At 61.9% G+C, this 15,671-nt stretch carries 12 protein-coding genes; 7 read left to right on the forward strand and 5 right to left on the reverse strand.

Translation table 11 applies throughout. From position 1 onward, the window contains the following. The first annotated feature begins 547 nt into the window (after positions 1–547). Positions 548–1,756 carry a PqqD family peptide modification chaperone gene (locus N5A92_RS22765; RefSeq protein ID WP_260906549.1) on the forward strand — a complete coding sequence of 403 codons (1,209 nt, stop codon included), beginning with the start codon at positions 548–550 and terminating at the stop codon, positions 1,754–1,756. Between the two features lie 19 nt (positions 1,757–1,775). On the opposite strand, the gene N5A92_RS22770 is transcribed toward N5A92_RS22765, so the two are convergent. Together N5A92_RS22770 and N5A92_RS22775 are read right to left on the reverse strand one after the other, a co-directional pair. Further along, positions 1,776–2,567, reverse strand: a complete 792-nt coding sequence (locus N5A92_RS22770; protein ID WP_260906550.1) for an anti-sigma factor family protein — start codon at positions 2,565–2,567, stop codon at positions 1,776–1,778. Continuing rightward, positions 2,567–3,100, reverse strand: a complete 534-nt coding sequence (locus tag N5A92_RS22775) for an RNA polymerase sigma factor (RefSeq protein ID WP_260906551.1) — start codon at positions 3,098–3,100, stop codon at positions 2,567–2,569. The genes N5A92_RS22770 and N5A92_RS22775 overlap by 1 nt, the downstream gene beginning before the upstream one ends. Positions 3,101–3,214: 114 nt before the next feature. On the opposite strand from N5A92_RS22775, the gene N5A92_RS22780 reads away from it, so the two are divergent. From N5A92_RS22780 to N5A92_RS22805, 6 genes are all read left to right on the forward strand, one after another. Then, positions 3,215–4,756: a S8 family serine peptidase gene (locus N5A92_RS22780; RefSeq protein ID WP_260906553.1), complete on the forward strand. Its 1,542-nt coding sequence runs from the start codon at positions 3,215–3,217 to the stop codon at positions 4,754–4,756. Between the two features lie 77 nt (positions 4,757–4,833). After that, a complete protein-coding gene (locus tag N5A92_RS22785; RefSeq protein ID WP_260906556.1) occupies positions 4,834–6,744 on the forward strand; it encodes a putative bifunctional diguanylate cyclase/phosphodiesterase in 1,911 nt (636 codons plus the stop codon). A 319-nt stretch (positions 6,745–7,063) separates the two neighbouring features. Further along, a complete protein-coding gene (locus N5A92_RS22790; protein ID WP_260906557.1) occupies positions 7,064–8,707 on the forward strand; it encodes a tetratricopeptide repeat protein in 1,644 nt (547 codons plus the stop codon). Positions 8,708–9,021: 314 nt separating this feature from the next. Next, positions 9,022–9,726 (forward strand): hypothetical protein, encoded by a 705-nt coding sequence (locus tag N5A92_RS22795; protein ID WP_260906558.1) that lies wholly within the window; start codon positions 9,022–9,024, stop codon positions 9,724–9,726. A gap of 42 nt (positions 9,727–9,768) precedes the next feature. Beyond that, the gene (locus tag N5A92_RS22800) at positions 9,769–10,992 is read left to right on the forward strand and encodes an HlyD family secretion protein (RefSeq protein ID WP_260906559.1); all 1,224 of its coding nucleotides are present in this window, start codon (positions 9,769–9,771) and stop codon (positions 10,990–10,992) included. After that, positions 10,989–12,560, forward strand: coding sequence for a DHA2 family efflux MFS transporter permease subunit (locus tag N5A92_RS22805; protein WP_260906560.1), 1,572 nt, complete (start codon positions 10,989–10,991; stop codon positions 12,558–12,560). The genes N5A92_RS22800 and N5A92_RS22805 overlap by 4 nt, the downstream gene beginning before the upstream one ends. 27 nt (positions 12,561–12,587) lie before the next feature. Here the strand turns inward: N5A92_RS22805 and N5A92_RS22810 are convergent, their stop codons facing one another. The 3 genes from N5A92_RS22810 to N5A92_RS22820 are packed head-to-tail and all read right to left on the reverse strand — an operon-like array spanning position 12,588 to position 15,564. After that, positions 12,588–13,664: a sensor histidine kinase gene (locus N5A92_RS22810; protein WP_260906561.1), complete on the reverse strand. Its 1,077-nt coding sequence runs from the start codon at positions 13,662–13,664 to the stop codon at positions 12,588–12,590. After that, on the reverse strand, positions 13,661–14,098 hold the full coding sequence (locus N5A92_RS22815; RefSeq protein WP_260906562.1) for a response regulator: 438 nt from the start codon (positions 14,096–14,098) through the stop codon (positions 13,661–13,663). The genes N5A92_RS22810 and N5A92_RS22815 overlap by 4 nt, the downstream gene beginning before the upstream one ends. Beyond that, complete coding sequence (locus tag N5A92_RS22820) at positions 14,071–15,564, reverse strand: sensor histidine kinase (RefSeq protein ID WP_260906563.1); 1,494 nt, start codon at positions 15,562–15,564, stop codon at positions 14,071–14,073. Before N5A92_RS22820 ends, N5A92_RS22815 begins: the two co-directional genes overlap by 28 nt. Positions 15,565–15,671 lie beyond the last annotated feature (107 nt).

Raw genomic sequence — 15,671 nt, forward strand, 5'->3', positions numbered from 1 at the left:
TAAGCGGCCTTCCCGCCCGTTCTCCTCGCGAGGCCGGCAAATGCGGACCTGCCAGACAGCATTGTCTTTCGCCGGACTCTCAACTGAAGAACGATGGAGGTTTCCATGAAAGACGACAACACAACACCTACCCTTGCGAACAACGACGGGGCAATCGGACGCCGTCGCGCCCTAAGGCAGATCGGCCTCCTGGCCGCAGCCGCATATTCCGCTCCCGTATTGCTGCAGGTCAGCCAAGCACGAGCTTCGGGAGGCTCAGGAGGCGGATCCGGCGGTGGTTCGGGCGGCGGATCCGGCGGAGGCAGGGGATCTGGCGGAGGTAGCCGAGGCGGCTCCAGTGGCCGTGGCGGGCGCGGGTCAGGCGGATCCGGTGGATCCGGTGGATCAGGCGAACGCGGACGCCGTCGGGCGCACTCCGCCGACCCCGTCGGGCGCGGGCTACGAAAAATCGGGCATAGCATTGGCCGGATGTTCCGCCTCTGAACCCTTCGCGCATGAGCTGGAGGCAGCGAACTGCCTGCTGCCTCCAGTTCTTAGGAGAACCGAAATGCTTGCACGCTGTGCCCTGATCGAAAGACCGCTCCTTTTCGACGCCACTGAAGAGGTGTTTGAGGTGCTCCTCTCGATCACGGACGGATGGCAGTTTGAAAGCATACTGGAACCCGCCGAAGCGTTGATCCGTGTAGTGCGCGGCGGAAGCGGCTTTAGGATCGAGGAGGAAGACCACCAGCCTTTTTGCGAGGATAGCGCCGTCAGCGCAGCGTGCTGCCTGGTCGCAATTCTCCTCAACCGTCTGGTCGAAAACGATGCGGACTGCCTGTGCCTCCATGCCGGCGCGGTTTCCATGGGTGGGCAGACACTCGTCTTTCCAAATACGCACCGCGCGGGCAAAAGCACGCTTGCCACGGCGCTGGCGTTCCAGGGCGCAAAGCTTGTTTCGGACGACATCCTCCCGCTCGACTGCACAGGCGCGAAGATACGCGCCATTGCCTCCGGCGTCGCACCGCGGCTGAGACTGCCGCTCGCTCCTTCTCTGGGCCTGCGCTTTGGCTTTTCGGCCTGGCGCTTGGCTGGCGCGGATGACGGCTACTACCGCTACATCCGACTGCCTTCTTCGAGCCGCGCCCCGCTCGGCGCACGCCGCGAGCTGGGCGCCTTTATCTTTCTCGAACGCGGCGCCGAACATGCCAAGCGCCAGCTCTTTTCCGTAAGCAAGGCAAGCGCGATGCGCATGCTGCTCCTGCAGAATTTCGGTACCGCCGCACCCCCAGGGACAATTCTGGACCGCATCGACCGGCTGACCGACGATAACCCCGCCTTTCTGCTGCGCTATCGCGATCTCGCGGATGCCGTTTCGCTGCTCCGCCGCCATTTTCCAGGAACCGTGGCAAGCCGCACGCTGTGGTCGGGACTGAAACATGCCGAGCCAGCGCTCAGCGAAACGGAGCGCCTCGAAGCCAGACAACCCGATCCCTTCCGCTTGGCCAACTGCGCCATCCGGCACAGCGAAGGCATAATTCTGCGGGAGGCTGAAGGCTTGATCTTTCTTGTCGATGGGGAGAACGGTGGGATTTTCGCCCTGGATCAGGTGGGCGCGGCAATCTGGAAGTTTCTGGAGGAAGCCGCCTCGCTGCGCGAAATCACAGATGCGGTCAGCGCAGCCTATCCCGATATCGAACCTGGGCAGATTGCTACCGATGTGGAAAATCTGATCCGGGCACTATGGGCAAAGCAGTTGGTGCAGTTGGCAAACTGAAAGCGCTGCCTTGCCGATCTCAGCGCAGATCAGCGAGCGCTTGCGCCTCTTCCTCTTCCGACAGAGCAGGCCCGGCATTGATCGCCGACAGATAGGCTTCGAGGGCTTCCATCGAGGACGCAGGCGCGTATCCATCCTCGCCAAGTGGTGCCGTAACAGCAATTTTTGTTATCCACTCGCTGGCTTCGTGGCAGGAGACGGCCACCAGCGATGAACCTTGGGCCGGATCGATTTCATATTCGCGGCAGAAGGTGCCATCCTGATCCCTGAAGGAAGAAACAATGCGGATCCGCCGCTCTTCTCCGGCAAGCTGGCGTTCCTCGCCGGAAGCCAGTGTTTGCAAGGCTTTCTGAACGGCCGGGTCGGTCACGCCCGCCACGCGGGCCTCTTCGGGATCACCCGCACTGCCGAGCTGATAGCCGACAATCCCGGCTGCGATCGCAGCGACCAGTGAGGCTGCGAGCGGCAGTGTCCAAGTCTCGGCGCGCCGGGCGGAGTGGTTTTTCCGCACGCTGCCAAGCTGCACCACCTGGCCGGGCTCAGCTTCGGCATCGTTTGCTGAAGCCTTACGGGACTCTTCGACCATCGCCCGCACGTCCTGTTCCAGCTTGTGCGGAACCGGCTGGTCGAGCAAAGACGCCATCTCTGCCTTCGCGCGTGCCCGGGTCTCCATGAACATGGCAACCCGCGCCATCAACTCATCGTCGTGATTGACAGCATCCTCGACGGCCGCGGCAGTGGCCTCGTCGAGTTCGCCATCGGCGAAGGCCATCAATGTCTCGTCGTCGAACGCGGGTTTCGTCATCACCATTAATCCCTTTGCTCGGGAGAACGGTCAGAGCTGGCATTTATTCCTGTGAGTTCCGCCAATCTTTTCCGTCCGCGCGCAAGCCGGCTCATAACCGTTCCGATCGGGACGCCGAGCACTCCGGCGGTTTCGCGATAGGACAGATCCTCCACGCAGACCAGCATGATCACCTCCCGCTGCTCGTCCGGCAAACGTTCGATGGCCCCGCTTACCGTAGCGAGCGTCAGCCGCGCTTCGGTCGTGCTATCGCCATCCTCACCGACGATGTCGACGCGCTCTTCAATGTCGTCGGTCGGGCCAGCAGTCTTCTCGCGCCGCAGGCGGTCGATCCACAGATTGCGTATAATGCGGAATATCCAAGCATCAAATCGCGTGCCAGCCTGAAAGCTTGCCGCGTTCGCGAGTGCCCGCTCGCAAGCCTGCTGGACTAGGTCGTCGGCCAGGTCGGGAATGCGCGTAAGCGATAGTGCAAACCGCCGCATGTTCGGCAGCAGGGCGATCAGCTGAACGCCGATGTCTTGCTCGCCTGCCGTCATCGGCCTCCCAATCCAGTCGATGCTGAAAAATAATAGCCGACCGAGGAATAGAATAGCTCTTCGCCCGTTTCCAGTGCAGGTTTGTAGAACTCCATCGAAGATGGAAGAAAAGCCGTGGCGGCAACGGTGGAAGAGACGATGAGCGGACTATTCTTTGAGCGGTCACGGAAAGCGTTGACTTTCCTGCTGTTTCTCTCGGTGTTGGGCTCTTTCGCGCTGCCTGATCCGGGACCTTTTCAACTCATCACGCCGGCACTCGCTGACGACGATGATGATGGCGACGACGATGGTGACGATGATGATGACAGTGGCGGTGGGAGCCGAGGATATGGCGGCAGTAGCTCATCACCTGTCTTTCGCGCGCCGAGCCCGCCACGCATTTTTCGCGAGTTGGTGCGTCCCTTTCGCAACCGCCCGGCCGCCCGTCCCCGCCGCACAGCGCCCCCGCCCCCGCAACCACGCTATGCGGAACGCCAGATCGTCGCGATGGGTCTTTCGGACGAGAACCTGGCCCAGCTGGAGGCCGATGGCTATGTAGTTCTGGAGCAAAGTGCCCTTCCTTCAATCGGCCAATCCATTGTGAAGCTTGAGGTACCTGCGGGTACGGATCTGGAAGCGGCGCGAGAAGAGGTGCGCGTGCTCGACCCGACCGGCCAAGCCGATTTCAATCATTACTACCGCCCCGGACAAGCTGACGAGCAAGCACGCACCTGTCCCGATGGGCTCTGCTGGGCGCCTCTCCTGGTGAACTGGCCTGTCCGCAACGTCAAAGCGCGCAACGCCTGCGAAACGCCTGTACGCATCGGCATGATCGACACCGGAATTAATCCGGACCATGAAACCTTTGCCGAAAGCGCGATCGAGGTCATGCGTATTGGCGACGAGCAGGAACCTGCTTCCGGGCGCCAGCATGGCACCGCGGTCGCCGCGCTCCTTGTCGGCTCCCGGTCAAGCCGAACGCCCGGGCTTTTGTCCAACGCCGAACTGTTCGCCGTGGACGCATTCAAACAGGCAAGCAGCGGAAGCGACCGCGCCGAGGTCTTCGATCTCGTCATGGGGATCGACCATCTGCTTGCGAAAGATGTGTCCGTCGTCAACATGAGCCTTGCGGGCGATGCGAATGACCTGCTGCGCCATTCCATTGAATCGGCCATTGCAGAGAACAAGGTCGTCTTCGTCGCGGCCGTGGGCAATGATGGCCCGCGCGCTGAGCCCGTCTATCCCGCTGCCTATCCGGAAGTGATCGCGGTAACGGCCGTCGATCGCCACAAACGTCCCTACCGGCGCGCCATCCAAGGCAAACACGTCGACATCGCTTCCCCCGGTGTCGATGTCTGGACCGCGGCCTCCATCCGCGGCGCGCGGCCCAAGACGGGAACCTCTTTTGCTGCCCCCTTCGTTTCTGCCGCGGCCGCTATAGTGAAGACCAAAACCCCCACCCTTACGCACCAAGAGGTGGAGCAGCGACTTGCCGCCTCAGCCGAAGACCTGGGCGAGCGGGGTAAGGATCCCGTGTTCGGCTGGGGGCTTTTGAATACTTTTGAGATTTGCGGCTTTGAAAGCGAGAGCAGGCCGATCGACCGCAGTAGAATCAGATCATCCGCTCAGCCTTACAATGCGGACAGCGTGCGATCCAAAATGCCAATAAACCGTTGAAACCATTAACCTGTCCTTCAGCGTGCCTAGCCTAGGTCTCTTGACGCAATGAGTGTGCGAGGCAAGCTGACCCAACCATGGCCTTTGAGATAGAGGACGCGCTGGAAGGCAGAATTCTCAAGGATCAGCTTGCTGACCTGAGGCATGGCCTCTTCGTGTCCATGCCGATAAGCACCGTGTTGTCGGGGCTGATTTTGGCTGTTCAGGCGCTTTCCGGTAGCGGCTTTGCAGCCGCGATCTGGTTCCTGGTGGTCAATGCGATAAACGGTGCCCGCCTCGCCCTCGCCCTTCGGCCAGCACCCTGGGCAGGAAAGCACGAGGACGATCTGGAGGGTGTTTCACGGCGGCTTCGTCTCTATGGCATTCTCGCTCTTCTATCCGGCTTTGCCTGGTCCCTTCTTGCCGTCCTCACAGCTGGATATACGGTTCCTCAAGCACCACTTCATCTGATCATCCTTGCCGGAATCTCCGCTGGTGCGGTCACATATGGCACTTCGTATGCCGCAGCACCGATCAACTTCATCACACCGCCGCTCTTGATCACGGCGGGGTGCCTCGTGGCGAAGGGGGGCTTTGAAGACTACATCCTGGCTTTTGCGGTCCTGCTTTTCCTCGGCGGATTGGCTAGAAGCTCGTTTGTCGGGCAAGCCCGCTTCCGCGAGGTAAGCCGCCTCAAACACGAGGCGGAGCAGATCGCCGCGGAAATGAAGCGGAAGTCCAGGGAGGATCCCCTGACGGGCCTTCTCAACAGGCGGGGGCTGGAAAACATTGTCGACCAGCTCGGGAATGCCGGCGGTCCCTTTGCAACGATGCTGATCGATCTGGATGGGTTCAAATCCGTCAACGATACATATGGCCACAAGATTGGTGACGACCTGCTCGTTCAGATCGCCCGCAGGATAGAGGAGGAAGCACAGGAGGGTGCAATACTCGCCCGCATCGGCGGCGACGAGTTCGTGCTGCTTCTTCCCTCAACTGAGCGTTCGCATTCTCCGAGTGAGCTTGCATCCCGGATCATAGCTAGGATTGCCAGTCCCTATTCTGGGGTTGCGTCCGTCCAGATCGGCGCATCCATCGGAATCTATCTATCAGAACGACCCAGGCTGACGGAGATGCTGTTGCGGGCGGATATCGCCCTTTACACGGCCAAACGTCGCGGCAGGAACGAATTCTGCCTGTTCGATAGCGAACTCGATGCAGAACTACAGCGGCGCCAGTGCATCGAACGGGATCTCCGTTCGGCGATCGAGGCAAAAAGCATTGGCACATGGTTCCAGCCCATCGTTCAGCTCGATACCGGTGCCGTGGTCGGTTTCGAGGCATTGCTGAGATGGTCCCACCCGCTTCACGGTGCGATTTCTCCACCCGAGATCGTGACGGCCGCGCGCGAAACCGGAATGCTTCAGCTGCTTACGGAAACGGTGTTCCTTGGTTGTTGCGCCCTGATCGACGGTCTCGCGAAGGCTGGCCGCCAGGAAATTCGTGTCGCAATGAATGTGTCGCCGCGTGAACTGGAGGCCGGCAATATCGACGATCTGATATTGAATGGCCTGGACTCGAAGGGACTTCCTGCGACGATGTTCGAAATCGAGATCACCGAAGAGGCCCCGGTGGACCGGGACAGGGTGGACGAAAAACTCGGTCGTCTTTCACATGCCGGCATTTCGATCGCGCTCGACGACTTCGGCACCGGTTTTTCCACGCTGGCATCGCTCAAGGACGGTCGTATAGGCAAGGTCAAAATCGATAAGGGATTCATCCGCGGCCTGGCCAAATCCCCGGAAGACCAACTGCTTGTCAAAGCGGTTGTCGATCTCGGCCGGACCCTCGGCATAGAAGTCATGGCGGAGGGGGTCGAAACAGAAGAGGATCGGCAATCGCTGCAGGCGCTTGGCTGTAGAATGGCTCAGGGCTTCCTGTTCTCAAAGGCGATGCCTCCAAGGTGGGCACTCGAGTTGACGATGACAGAGCACGCGAAGCAGTTGTGAAAGGCAGCCCCTGCCACTGCGCATTCCAGCGCAATTCCTGAGATACCTTAGGCATCGACAGTCGTCATATAATCGGCCGGCGAACGTCCGCATCATGACTTCGTTCCACCGAATGCCGGCTTCCGACTTGCGATTCCACATCGCCCACGCGGTGGTCCGAAGTGTGGTGGATTTGAACCAAACGTGAGATGCCGCGAGCCCCTCAAAAAGCTATGGCTTTGAAATGAAGCCATTTTTCCAGTTGGCGCGTCGATTGCTCCTCCATTTTGCGTCCCGGGGATTCAGGGACATTTGCCCAGCAATTAAGGAGAAGCATGCGATGCAACGGGATATCCGGAAGATTACAACCACCCCTATAGCGGCGCTCGCCGTTGCTGTCTTGATGGCCACGACGGCGATAACGGCCCCGGCCCAGGCAGCGCAGGTTCAGGAAAATGCGAAGGAGGCCAAGGCCGCCTCCGCCGGGCAGGCGGGCGACGCCGCCGTTTCCTCGGCAGCCGCCAGGACCTTACGCCTTATTGAACAGGCAAGAGGAGAACTGGCGAAGAAGGACGTCGACGGCGCCGACCGAAAGCTCGGCAAGGCGCTCGGCCTCCTGGACCTCGCTCAGTCCTCACTCCCGGGCAGGACCATGAAGGATAAGGCGTGGACCACGCACCACGGGACCCATGTCTATCGGGAGGTGGACTTGCCGCTGAACACGACACGCCGCCTGGTCATAGAGGCGCAGGAAGCCTTGCGCGGGAACGACATCGACGCCGCAGAAGCGGCGCTGACGGCCGCCGAGGACAACGCCGTGTATCTGTCCGTCACGGTTCAGGAGCCGCTGGTAAAGGCGCACCAGTCTCTCTGGCGGGCTGCGAAGGAGTATGCCGCTGGTGCCTTTGGTGCGGCAAAGTCCGATCTCGATCAGGCGATCGGATACCTCAACCATGCCGGGCAGAACATGAATGAGGAGACGCACAAGGCTGCGCAGGCGTTGTCTGATCAGGCACAGTCGCTGAAAGCGGATATGGAGACGAAGTCTTCGGACGTGCCCTCACGGCTGGACGAGTTGTGGCAACGAGCAAAGGCTGTTTCGGAGCGAAGCATGGATTATCTCGCGGCCGGACTGCAGCGCGCCGCCACCCAGTCCGACATGAAGGCGGACCTGATCGAGGCAAAGCTGCACCTTTCCTATGCTCAAATTGCCCGCTTCACGACGCACGATCCTCAGCAGGCGGCGGAGGAGCTGGGGCTGGCGCTGAGCTATATGGATCGGGCGGACGATCGCGCACCCGAAGCCCAGGCCACGAAAATTCTGGCCTTGCGCAACAGCATCGAGAAGGTCGCGGCGGAGCCTCCGGCAGGCCAGAAGGAATCGCAGTTCTCCGACCTTCGGGGCGAACTCGGCCGCATCATAGAGGCGCGAGCGGGCTCGGAGGATGACACGGTCAACGGCGGAATAGCTGCCCTGACGGCACAAAACTACGACGTAGCGCTCCAGATACTGAAGCCACTGGCAGAGGCAGACAACGCGGAAGCAGCCTTCTGGCTCGGCGATGTGTATGAAGAAGGCCTTGGCGTACCCAAAGACGTCGACACCGCTCTCACGTGGTACACGAAAGCCGCCGAGGGCGGGTGGACCGCCGCCGACAGCCGGCTGGGCCAGCTCTACTTCAATGGTACGGAGACGCTGCAGGATTTTGCCAAAGCGCACAAATGGCTGGAGCGGGCGGCCCATGAGGGCGATTCCACTGCGCAGCAAAATCTCGGGGAACTCTATGCCAATGGCTGGGGTGTGAAGAAGGATCCGATCTGGGCCTATGTCTGGTACGAGATCGCTGCCCGCGAAGGCAATTATGAAGCAGCGCAGTTGCGCGACACGCTGGTCAAAACGATGAGCGAGAAAGACATCGCAGAAGCGCAAATACTCACCCCGCAGGTCGTGTCTGACGTGCTCCATCAGGCGAGCGCCGGCTGAGCAAGCCTCTGGATCTGCGAAGAGTGGAGATGGCGTCTTCACGACGATAAGCGTGGAGGCGCCATCTCGCGTTGCAGCAGGGCTTCCGCCAGCCCTGGCCGATTTCACACTGGCGGTGGTTTATATCGCCCGTCACCGGCTCCCCGTTGATTCCTATCGCGGATTTTCCGCTTACTTATCAATGGAATACGGATTGGCCTGCGCTTTGCTTTGATTGAACTGAGGCGATGCGACGGCTCTGCGGGACGGTCCAATCTACCGCGCTCTGTGGAACCGCGCCTTCAACGACAATGCAACGCAAAGAGGGTCCGATCATGCACACGAAATACAGCCCAAGCACAGCAGAGAGCCGGCACCACAGTGTGGGAAACGGCGACGTGCTGGTTTCTTATGGTTCGCCGGAGGTGGTGGGCGTGCTTCCGACAGAGAACGAGCTCGAGGCGGCCGTCGACGAGCTGTTGCTCTCAGGCTTCGACCGGCAGCAAATAAGCGTCTTGGCAAACCGGCCAAGCCAAGGCGACGGGAACGATCCCTCTGCGGAAATCCCCTCGGTCAGCGCGCTGGAGGACGATCCACGGACGCGCCTCGACGCATTCGTCTCATCCGATTCGCGCGCCGAGATCGAGGCCGCCGCGGTCGGCCTGCCCCTCTACGCGGCAGCCGTTGGCGGTTATGCCGCGGTGGTGGCGTCCGGCGGATCGCTTGCGCTGGCCCTGGCTGCGCTGCTCCTTGCGGGCACAGCGGGAGGTGCTCTGGGTGGATTTTTGACCCATACGGTCTCGCAGCGCCATCACGACGCCATCGGCGCTCAGATCGCCAGAGGCGGTCTCCTGCTTTGGGTGCAAGCGCGCAACCTCGCTCAGGAGAACAGGGCTATCCAAGTGCTCAATGCGCATCACGGCCGTCACGTGCATGTCCATAACATCGAGCGCGCATGGGGGATCGAGGACGTGCCGTTCCATGACGCTCAGCCCGATCCCTTCCTCGAGCACCGGCCTGTAAAGAGCAGAACCCGCTGAACACGCGCAACGACGCACGTCGCGAACACCCGAGAACAATCAATGACGAACGGTAATGAATATCCTCGTCCGACCGAAAAGTCCGCGCGTGGCGAAACGGCAAGCATCAGGCACCGCCGGCTACTGCCGGCCGTCTCAGGCGTGGTTGCCGTCGGGCTGATCGTTGCGGGGGCCGGCTACTGGTTCCTCACCCGCAATCAGGAGACGACCGATGATGCCTTCGTCGCGGCTGATGTCGTCCAGATCGCCCCGCGCGTGGCAGGCACCGTCCGGGCGATTCACATCAACGACAATCAGAGGGTCAGTGCTGGAGACCTGCTCATCGAGCTCGATTCGCGCGACTATGCCTCCGCCCTCGCCCAGGCCAAAAGCGCGCTCAATGCAGCAAAGGCGAACGAGGAGGTGGCGCGGCGCGCCCTGGAGTTCACGCAACAGACCACGGCAGCTGATCTCGAGCAGGCGAAGGCCGGCGTCGCGCTTAGCGAAGCCGCGGCGAAGGAAGCCGAGGAAAAGGTTGCTGCCAGCCGGGCGGCGGCAAATTACGACAACGTCAAAGCTGGGCGTTACGGAACGCTTGCCGCCGACACCTTCGCTTCGCGGGATCAGTTCGATCAGGCCAAGGCTGCGCTTGCAAGCGCCGAGGCCGAATTGAAGGCCAATCAGCAGGCTGTCGTGGTCACACAGGCGCAGCTTGTCCAGGCGAGGTCGCAGCTCGATGCCGCCAACGCCGCCGCCAAGCAGGTTGCGGAAAAGCGCGCGCAGCTCGATGCGGCCGTGGCCAACGTAGCCTCCGCTGCGGCCGCCCTGCATACGGCGGAGATCAACCTCTCCTATACGAAAATCCGCGCGCCGAGCGACGGCTTTGTCACCGGTCGCTCCGTCAATCCGGGGGATGCGGTGGAGCCCAGCCAGACGCTTTCCTTACTCGTCACAGGCAGGCCCTGGGTTGTGGCGAATTTCAAGGAAACGCAGCTGGAGCGCATGCGGCCCGGCCAGCCGGTGGATGTCGGCGTGGATGCCTACCCAGGAACGGTGCTCCACGGCCACGTCGACAGCATCCAGCACGGAAGTGGTGCAGCATTCTCGCTCCTGCCGCCGGAGAATGCCACGGGTAACTACGTGAAGGTCGTGCAGCGGGTGCCGGTGAAGATCGTCATAGATGACCCGATTGACTCCACAATGGTGCTAGGCCCCGGGATGTCTGTCGAGCCGACCGTAGATGTCGGCGCAGCACCTTCCAACCTCGGGGAGCAGGCACGGCCATGACGGTGTCCGACGCTCCCATCGCCCCGCTTGCGGCTTCCTTCGTCCTTGCGCCGGTTGTTGCACTCGCGGCTTTCATGGAAGTCCTCGACCTCTCGATCGCCAACGTCGCGCTTCAGAACATCGCCGGCGAACTCGGCGCGAGCGCCGACGAGGCGACCTGGATCCTGACTTCCTATCTCGCCACCAATGCCATTGTGTTGCCGATGAGCGGCTGGCTTGCCACTGTACTCGGCCGCAAGCGTTACTATGTCGGCTGCATTCTCGGCTTCGGCGCGAGTTCGCTTTTGTGCGGGTTGGCACCGAGCCTGGCGATCCTCGTGCTTTCGCGCGCCCTACAGGGGCTGATCGGCGGCGGGCTGCAGCCGGTCTCCCAGGCGATCCTCGCCGACAGCTTTCCGCCGGCACGGCGCGGGATGGCCTTTGCCTTCTACGGAATGGCAGTTGTCGTGGCTCCGGCCATCGGTCCGACGCTCGGCGGCTGGATCACCGACAATTTTGACTGGCGCTGGGTGTTTCTCATCAACGTACCGGTCAGCATCGCGCTGTCACTGCTCATCGGCCAGTTGATCAAGGACCCGCCGCACCTCATTGCCGAGCGATTGCGGCTCAGCGCAAGCGGGGTCAGGATCGACTATGTCGGTTTCGCGCTGCTCGCGCTCGGCTTCGGCTTCCTGCAGATCGTGCTCGACCGCGGCCAGCAGCAAGACTGGTTCGCCTCGCACTTCATCCTTGCCGCCGCCCTCCTCTCGGCCTTCGGCCTGATCTCCTTTGTTGTCTGGGAACTGAGAAGCGAATATCCAATCGTCGATCTGCGGCTGCTCGCCAACCGTAATTTTGCGCTTTCGAACGCGCTCATGTTCATGCTCGGCTTCGTCCTGCTGGGCAGCACGGCAGCACTGCCGCAGTTCACACAGCGGCTTCTCGGCTACACCGCGATGGAAGCCGGCATGGTGATTTCGCCTGGCGGCTTGGCACTGATCCTCGTCATGCCGCTGGTGGGCCGGATGACGGGGCGCATCGACGCGCGGCTGATGATCGCCTTCGGTCTCGCCGTCGCCGCCTGGTCGCTCTATCACATGTCGCGCTTCGATTTTTCCGTTGACTACTGGTCTATCGCCGATGCCAGGGTCGTGCAGGCGGTCGGGCTTGGCTTCCTCTTCATCCCGATTACGACGCTCGCCTATGTCGGGCTGCCCCCGGAGAAGAGCAACAGCGCCTCCGCCCTCATCAACGTGTCGCGCAATATCGGCGGCAGCATCGGCATCTCGTTCCTGACCACAATGCTGCAGCGGCACGTGCAGGCGCACCAGACCGCGCTCGTCGCTCACGTAACGCCGGAAAACCCGACCTACCGGGCATTGGCCGCCGGGCTGCAGGAGCATTTCATGGAGGCGGGTTCGAGCGGGCAGAGCGCACTGCATCAGGCGCAAGCAACGATTGCGGATACCGTCGCCAAACAGGCGCTGACCCTATCCTTCCTCGACAACTTCCTGCTGCTTGCGGTGATCTTCGCAAGCCTTATCCCCTTCGTCTTCCTGATGCGCCCAGAAAGCGGCGCACAATCATAGAGGGGTGACGCTCCCTTCTCAGGAGTGTCAGAGCGCCTGTCGGACCGGTGCCGACGCAGAGGAGAACTCCAGCACCACGCGGGTGCCACGATGGGCGCCGTCGTACACCGTTGAGGCGCCCAGCCTCTCTGCCATGGCGTCGATGATGAGATGCCCGATGCCAGTCGAATCCAGTGATGGCGGCGTCGCGCCGACACCATCGTCCTCCACCGAGAGCCGAATGCGACCCTCCTCTTCCCGGAGGAAGATGCGGACCGGACCGGTGCCTCCCGGATAAGCGTACTTCACCGCGTTGAGGATGAGCTCCGTCACGATGACGCCGACAGCGACCCCGCGGTCCGGGTCGATGTCGACCGGATCGGCGGCAAGCGCGAGCCACCCGCCGGCAGCCCCGGCCGAGGAAGCCTCGATATCGGTCACGAGGGAGCGCAGATACTGGTCGAGCGAGACCGAGCGCACGTCGTCGGAGGTGTAGAGCCGCTTGTGGATCTGCGCCACGGCGAGCACACGGCCGTGGGCGGCGGTAAGGGCCGCGCCGGCTTCGGGTTCGCCAATCGAAGAAAGCTGCATATGGAGGAAGGAGCAGACAAGCTGAAGGCTGTTGCCGACGCGGTGGTTGACCTCGCGTAGGAGCATCGCCCTCTCGACCGCCAGCGCCTCGAAGCGGTCGCGCGCGGCCCGCACTTCCGCTTCCGCCGCCTCCTTTTCGCGTTTGAGCCGGGCCTCGGCCATGGCGCCCTCGATGGCCGCCTGCAGGAGAGGAAGGAAATCGCTTCCCAGATCTTTGATGACGTAGTCAGCCGCTCCCGCCTTCAGCGCGGCGATGGCGACGCGGCCCTCCTCGCTTCCCGTGACATAGACTACGGGGGGCGGGTCCGGCTCGGCCTGGATGGCGGCGAGTGTTTCGAGGCCGTCTCGGCCCGGCATGTAATGATCGAGTGCAATGACGTCGAAGCGTGCGGCCTTGAGGCAGGCAAGCCCCTCCTCACCGCTCACTGCCGTTTCCACGGCATAGCCCTGCCGCTCGAAATGCCTGCGGACGAGGCTCGCTAGCGCCGGGTCATCGTCGATATAGAGGAGGTGGATCGGATCAGACGCCGTCATTTCGTCTCGGGAACCTGCATGACCGAGAAAAAGAGGCCGAGTTGGCGGATGGAATTCGCGAAGCTCTCGTAGTCCACCGGCTTGGTGATGTAGACATTGCAGCCGAGGTCGTAGCAGCGCTTGATTTCATGCTGATCGTCCGTGGTGGTGAGAACGACGACCGGCGCCCGCTTCAGGTGCTCGTGCTCCTTGATCCGCTTCAGAATTTCGACGCCGGACATATCCGGCAGATTGAGGTCGAGCAGGATGAGGAGCGCCTGGCCGACATGCCCCGCGCCAGCGCCGTCCGGTCCGAAGAGGTGGGCGAGCGCGCTCGTGCCGTCGGAGAAGGCGACGATCTCGTTGCGCACACCGGCCCGCCGGATGTTCTTCTCGATGAGGCGGGCATGACCCTCATCGTCCTCAATCAGGATGATGGTGACGTGTTCTGCCATGGATCTGTCTCCGAAGTGGATGCCGGCGGCCGGCTGGGGAACGTCACCTGGAAAGTGCTCCCCCGGCCAGGCTCGGAACGAACCGCGATGCTGCCGCCCAGACGGCGGACGAGGGTTCTGACATGGGTGAGGCCGATCCCCTCCCCCGGCCTGTCCTGCGGCCCTGAACGGCGAAAGATATCGAATATGCGCTCGAGATCCTTCTCTTCTATTCCGCGCCCGTTGTCCTGAACCTCATAGACGATTTCTCCATTCGTGGCACGGCCCGTAACGCGGATTTGCCCCGGCATATCGTCGCGCAGGTATTTCAGTGCATTGTCCAAGAGATTGCTGAAAACCTGCTCCAGCGCCAGGCGGTCACCGTGGAAGGACGGCAAGGGGTCGACCGTGATCGCAACACCCTTCATCTGCGCCTGATAGCCGAGTCCTTCGGCGATGGAGCGGACCAGCTCGGTCATGTCGATCAATTCTAGGCGGAAGTCGCGGCGCCCCTCGCGTGTGAGCTTCAGGATGGCCTTGATAAGCCGGTCCATGCGCGCAATTGAACTTTTGATGAAATGAAGCGCCTCATCGAAATCCCGGTCGAGCGCCTCCTCTCCCTCCGCATCCTCGGCCTTTGCCTCGTCTGCCGATCGGCGGTCGCGAAGCTCTTTGCGGATGATTTCGATTTCGCTCGTGAAACCCATGATGTTGACGAGTGGCGCGCGCAGATCATGACTTACCACGTAGGCGAAATTCTGGATTTCCTGATTGGCTTGGCGCAGTTCGGCGGTGCGTCTGGCGACGGTTTCCTCCAGCGACTCGTTGGCCTCCTTGAGCGCCTTTTGTGCAGCAATCATCCGGCCCGTGGAGCGGCGGACGATGAAGATTGAGATCGCCGCAAGGAGAAGGATCAAGACGACACCGGAAAGGCTCGCCGCAAGCAGCAGCTTTGCCGTCCGGCTGGAGGCAGCGAGCTCCTCTGCAAGCAGTCGCTGTTCCTGCTGGATGAGCTGGCCGATCATGGCCCGTATCTCTTCGGCCCTCGAGCCCTCCAGGAAGTTGGGTGGTGCCGTGTCCAGCCCCTCCCTCTCGCGCCATTCCCCGGTCTGTTCCAGCATGGAAAATTCATCGGTAATGGCCTGCCGGAGTTGCCGGAAAAGCGCCCTTCCTGCGCCCGCAAAGGCGTTCTCGAGCTGCCCCATCGTCGCTGCCACCGCGTCTGCATCGGAGCGAAAGGCCTCCCGATATCGTTCATCGCCCACCAGGAGGAAGCTGCGCTGATTGCTTTCGGCACGCCATATAAGGGCCTGGAGCCGCGTGAGCCGCTCCTTCACTTCGAGCGTTTGCACAGCGCGGGCCGCATCAGTATCCGTCTGCCTGACGAGCCAAACGGAGGTTCCGCCGATCAGAACGAGGAGCGCGAAGCCGAGCGCCAGGAGGAGCGGCTGGATTGACGGAGAAAGGGGCGACAGTCGCGGGATCACGGCCGAAAGACCTCGGGATCGTTTGGGAGAAGGCGTGTTCCATAGGAAATGCCGGAGAGCAAGATGTTTAAGTGGGCGCCACCCCTTTCGGAGGCGGTCAGGTGCAT

Origin of the sequence: Chelativorans salis (genome assembly GCF_025336525.1) — a bacterium.
GTDB lineage: Bacteria > Pseudomonadota > Alphaproteobacteria > Rhizobiales > Rhizobiaceae > Chelativorans > Chelativorans salis.

Bases quoted from the DNA above. Each gene is read 5' to 3' on its own strand.
- N5A92_RS22800 (WP_260906559.1), top strand. From the start codon at position 9,769: ATGACGAACGGTAATGAATATCCTCGTCCGACCGAAAAGTCCGCGCGT.
- N5A92_RS22810 (WP_260906561.1), bottom strand. From the start codon at position 13,664: ATGACGGCGTCTGATCCGATCCACCTCCTCTATATCGACGATGACCCG.
- N5A92_RS22770 (WP_260906550.1), bottom strand. From the start codon at position 2,567: ATGGTGATGACGAAACCCGCGTTCGACGACGAGACATTGATGGCCTTC.
- N5A92_RS22815 (WP_260906562.1), bottom strand. From the start codon at position 14,098: ATGGCAGAACACGTCACCATCATCCTGATTGAGGACGATGAGGGTCAT.
- N5A92_RS22765 (WP_260906549.1), top strand. From the start codon at position 548: ATGCTTGCACGCTGTGCCCTGATCGAAAGACCGCTCCTTTTCGACGCC.
- N5A92_RS22785 (WP_260906556.1), top strand. From the start codon at position 4,834: ATGGCCTTTGAGATAGAGGACGCGCTGGAAGGCAGAATTCTCAAGGAT.
- N5A92_RS22805 (WP_260906560.1), top strand. From the start codon at position 10,989: ATGACGGTGTCCGACGCTCCCATCGCCCCGCTTGCGGCTTCCTTCGTC.
- N5A92_RS22795 (WP_260906558.1), top strand. From the start codon at position 9,022: ATGCACACGAAATACAGCCCAAGCACAGCAGAGAGCCGGCACCACAGT.
- N5A92_RS22775 (WP_260906551.1), bottom strand. From the start codon at position 3,100: ATGACGGCAGGCGAGCAAGACATCGGCGTTCAGCTGATCGCCCTGCTG.
- N5A92_RS22790 (WP_260906557.1), top strand. From the start codon at position 7,064: ATGCAACGGGATATCCGGAAGATTACAACCACCCCTATAGCGGCGCTC.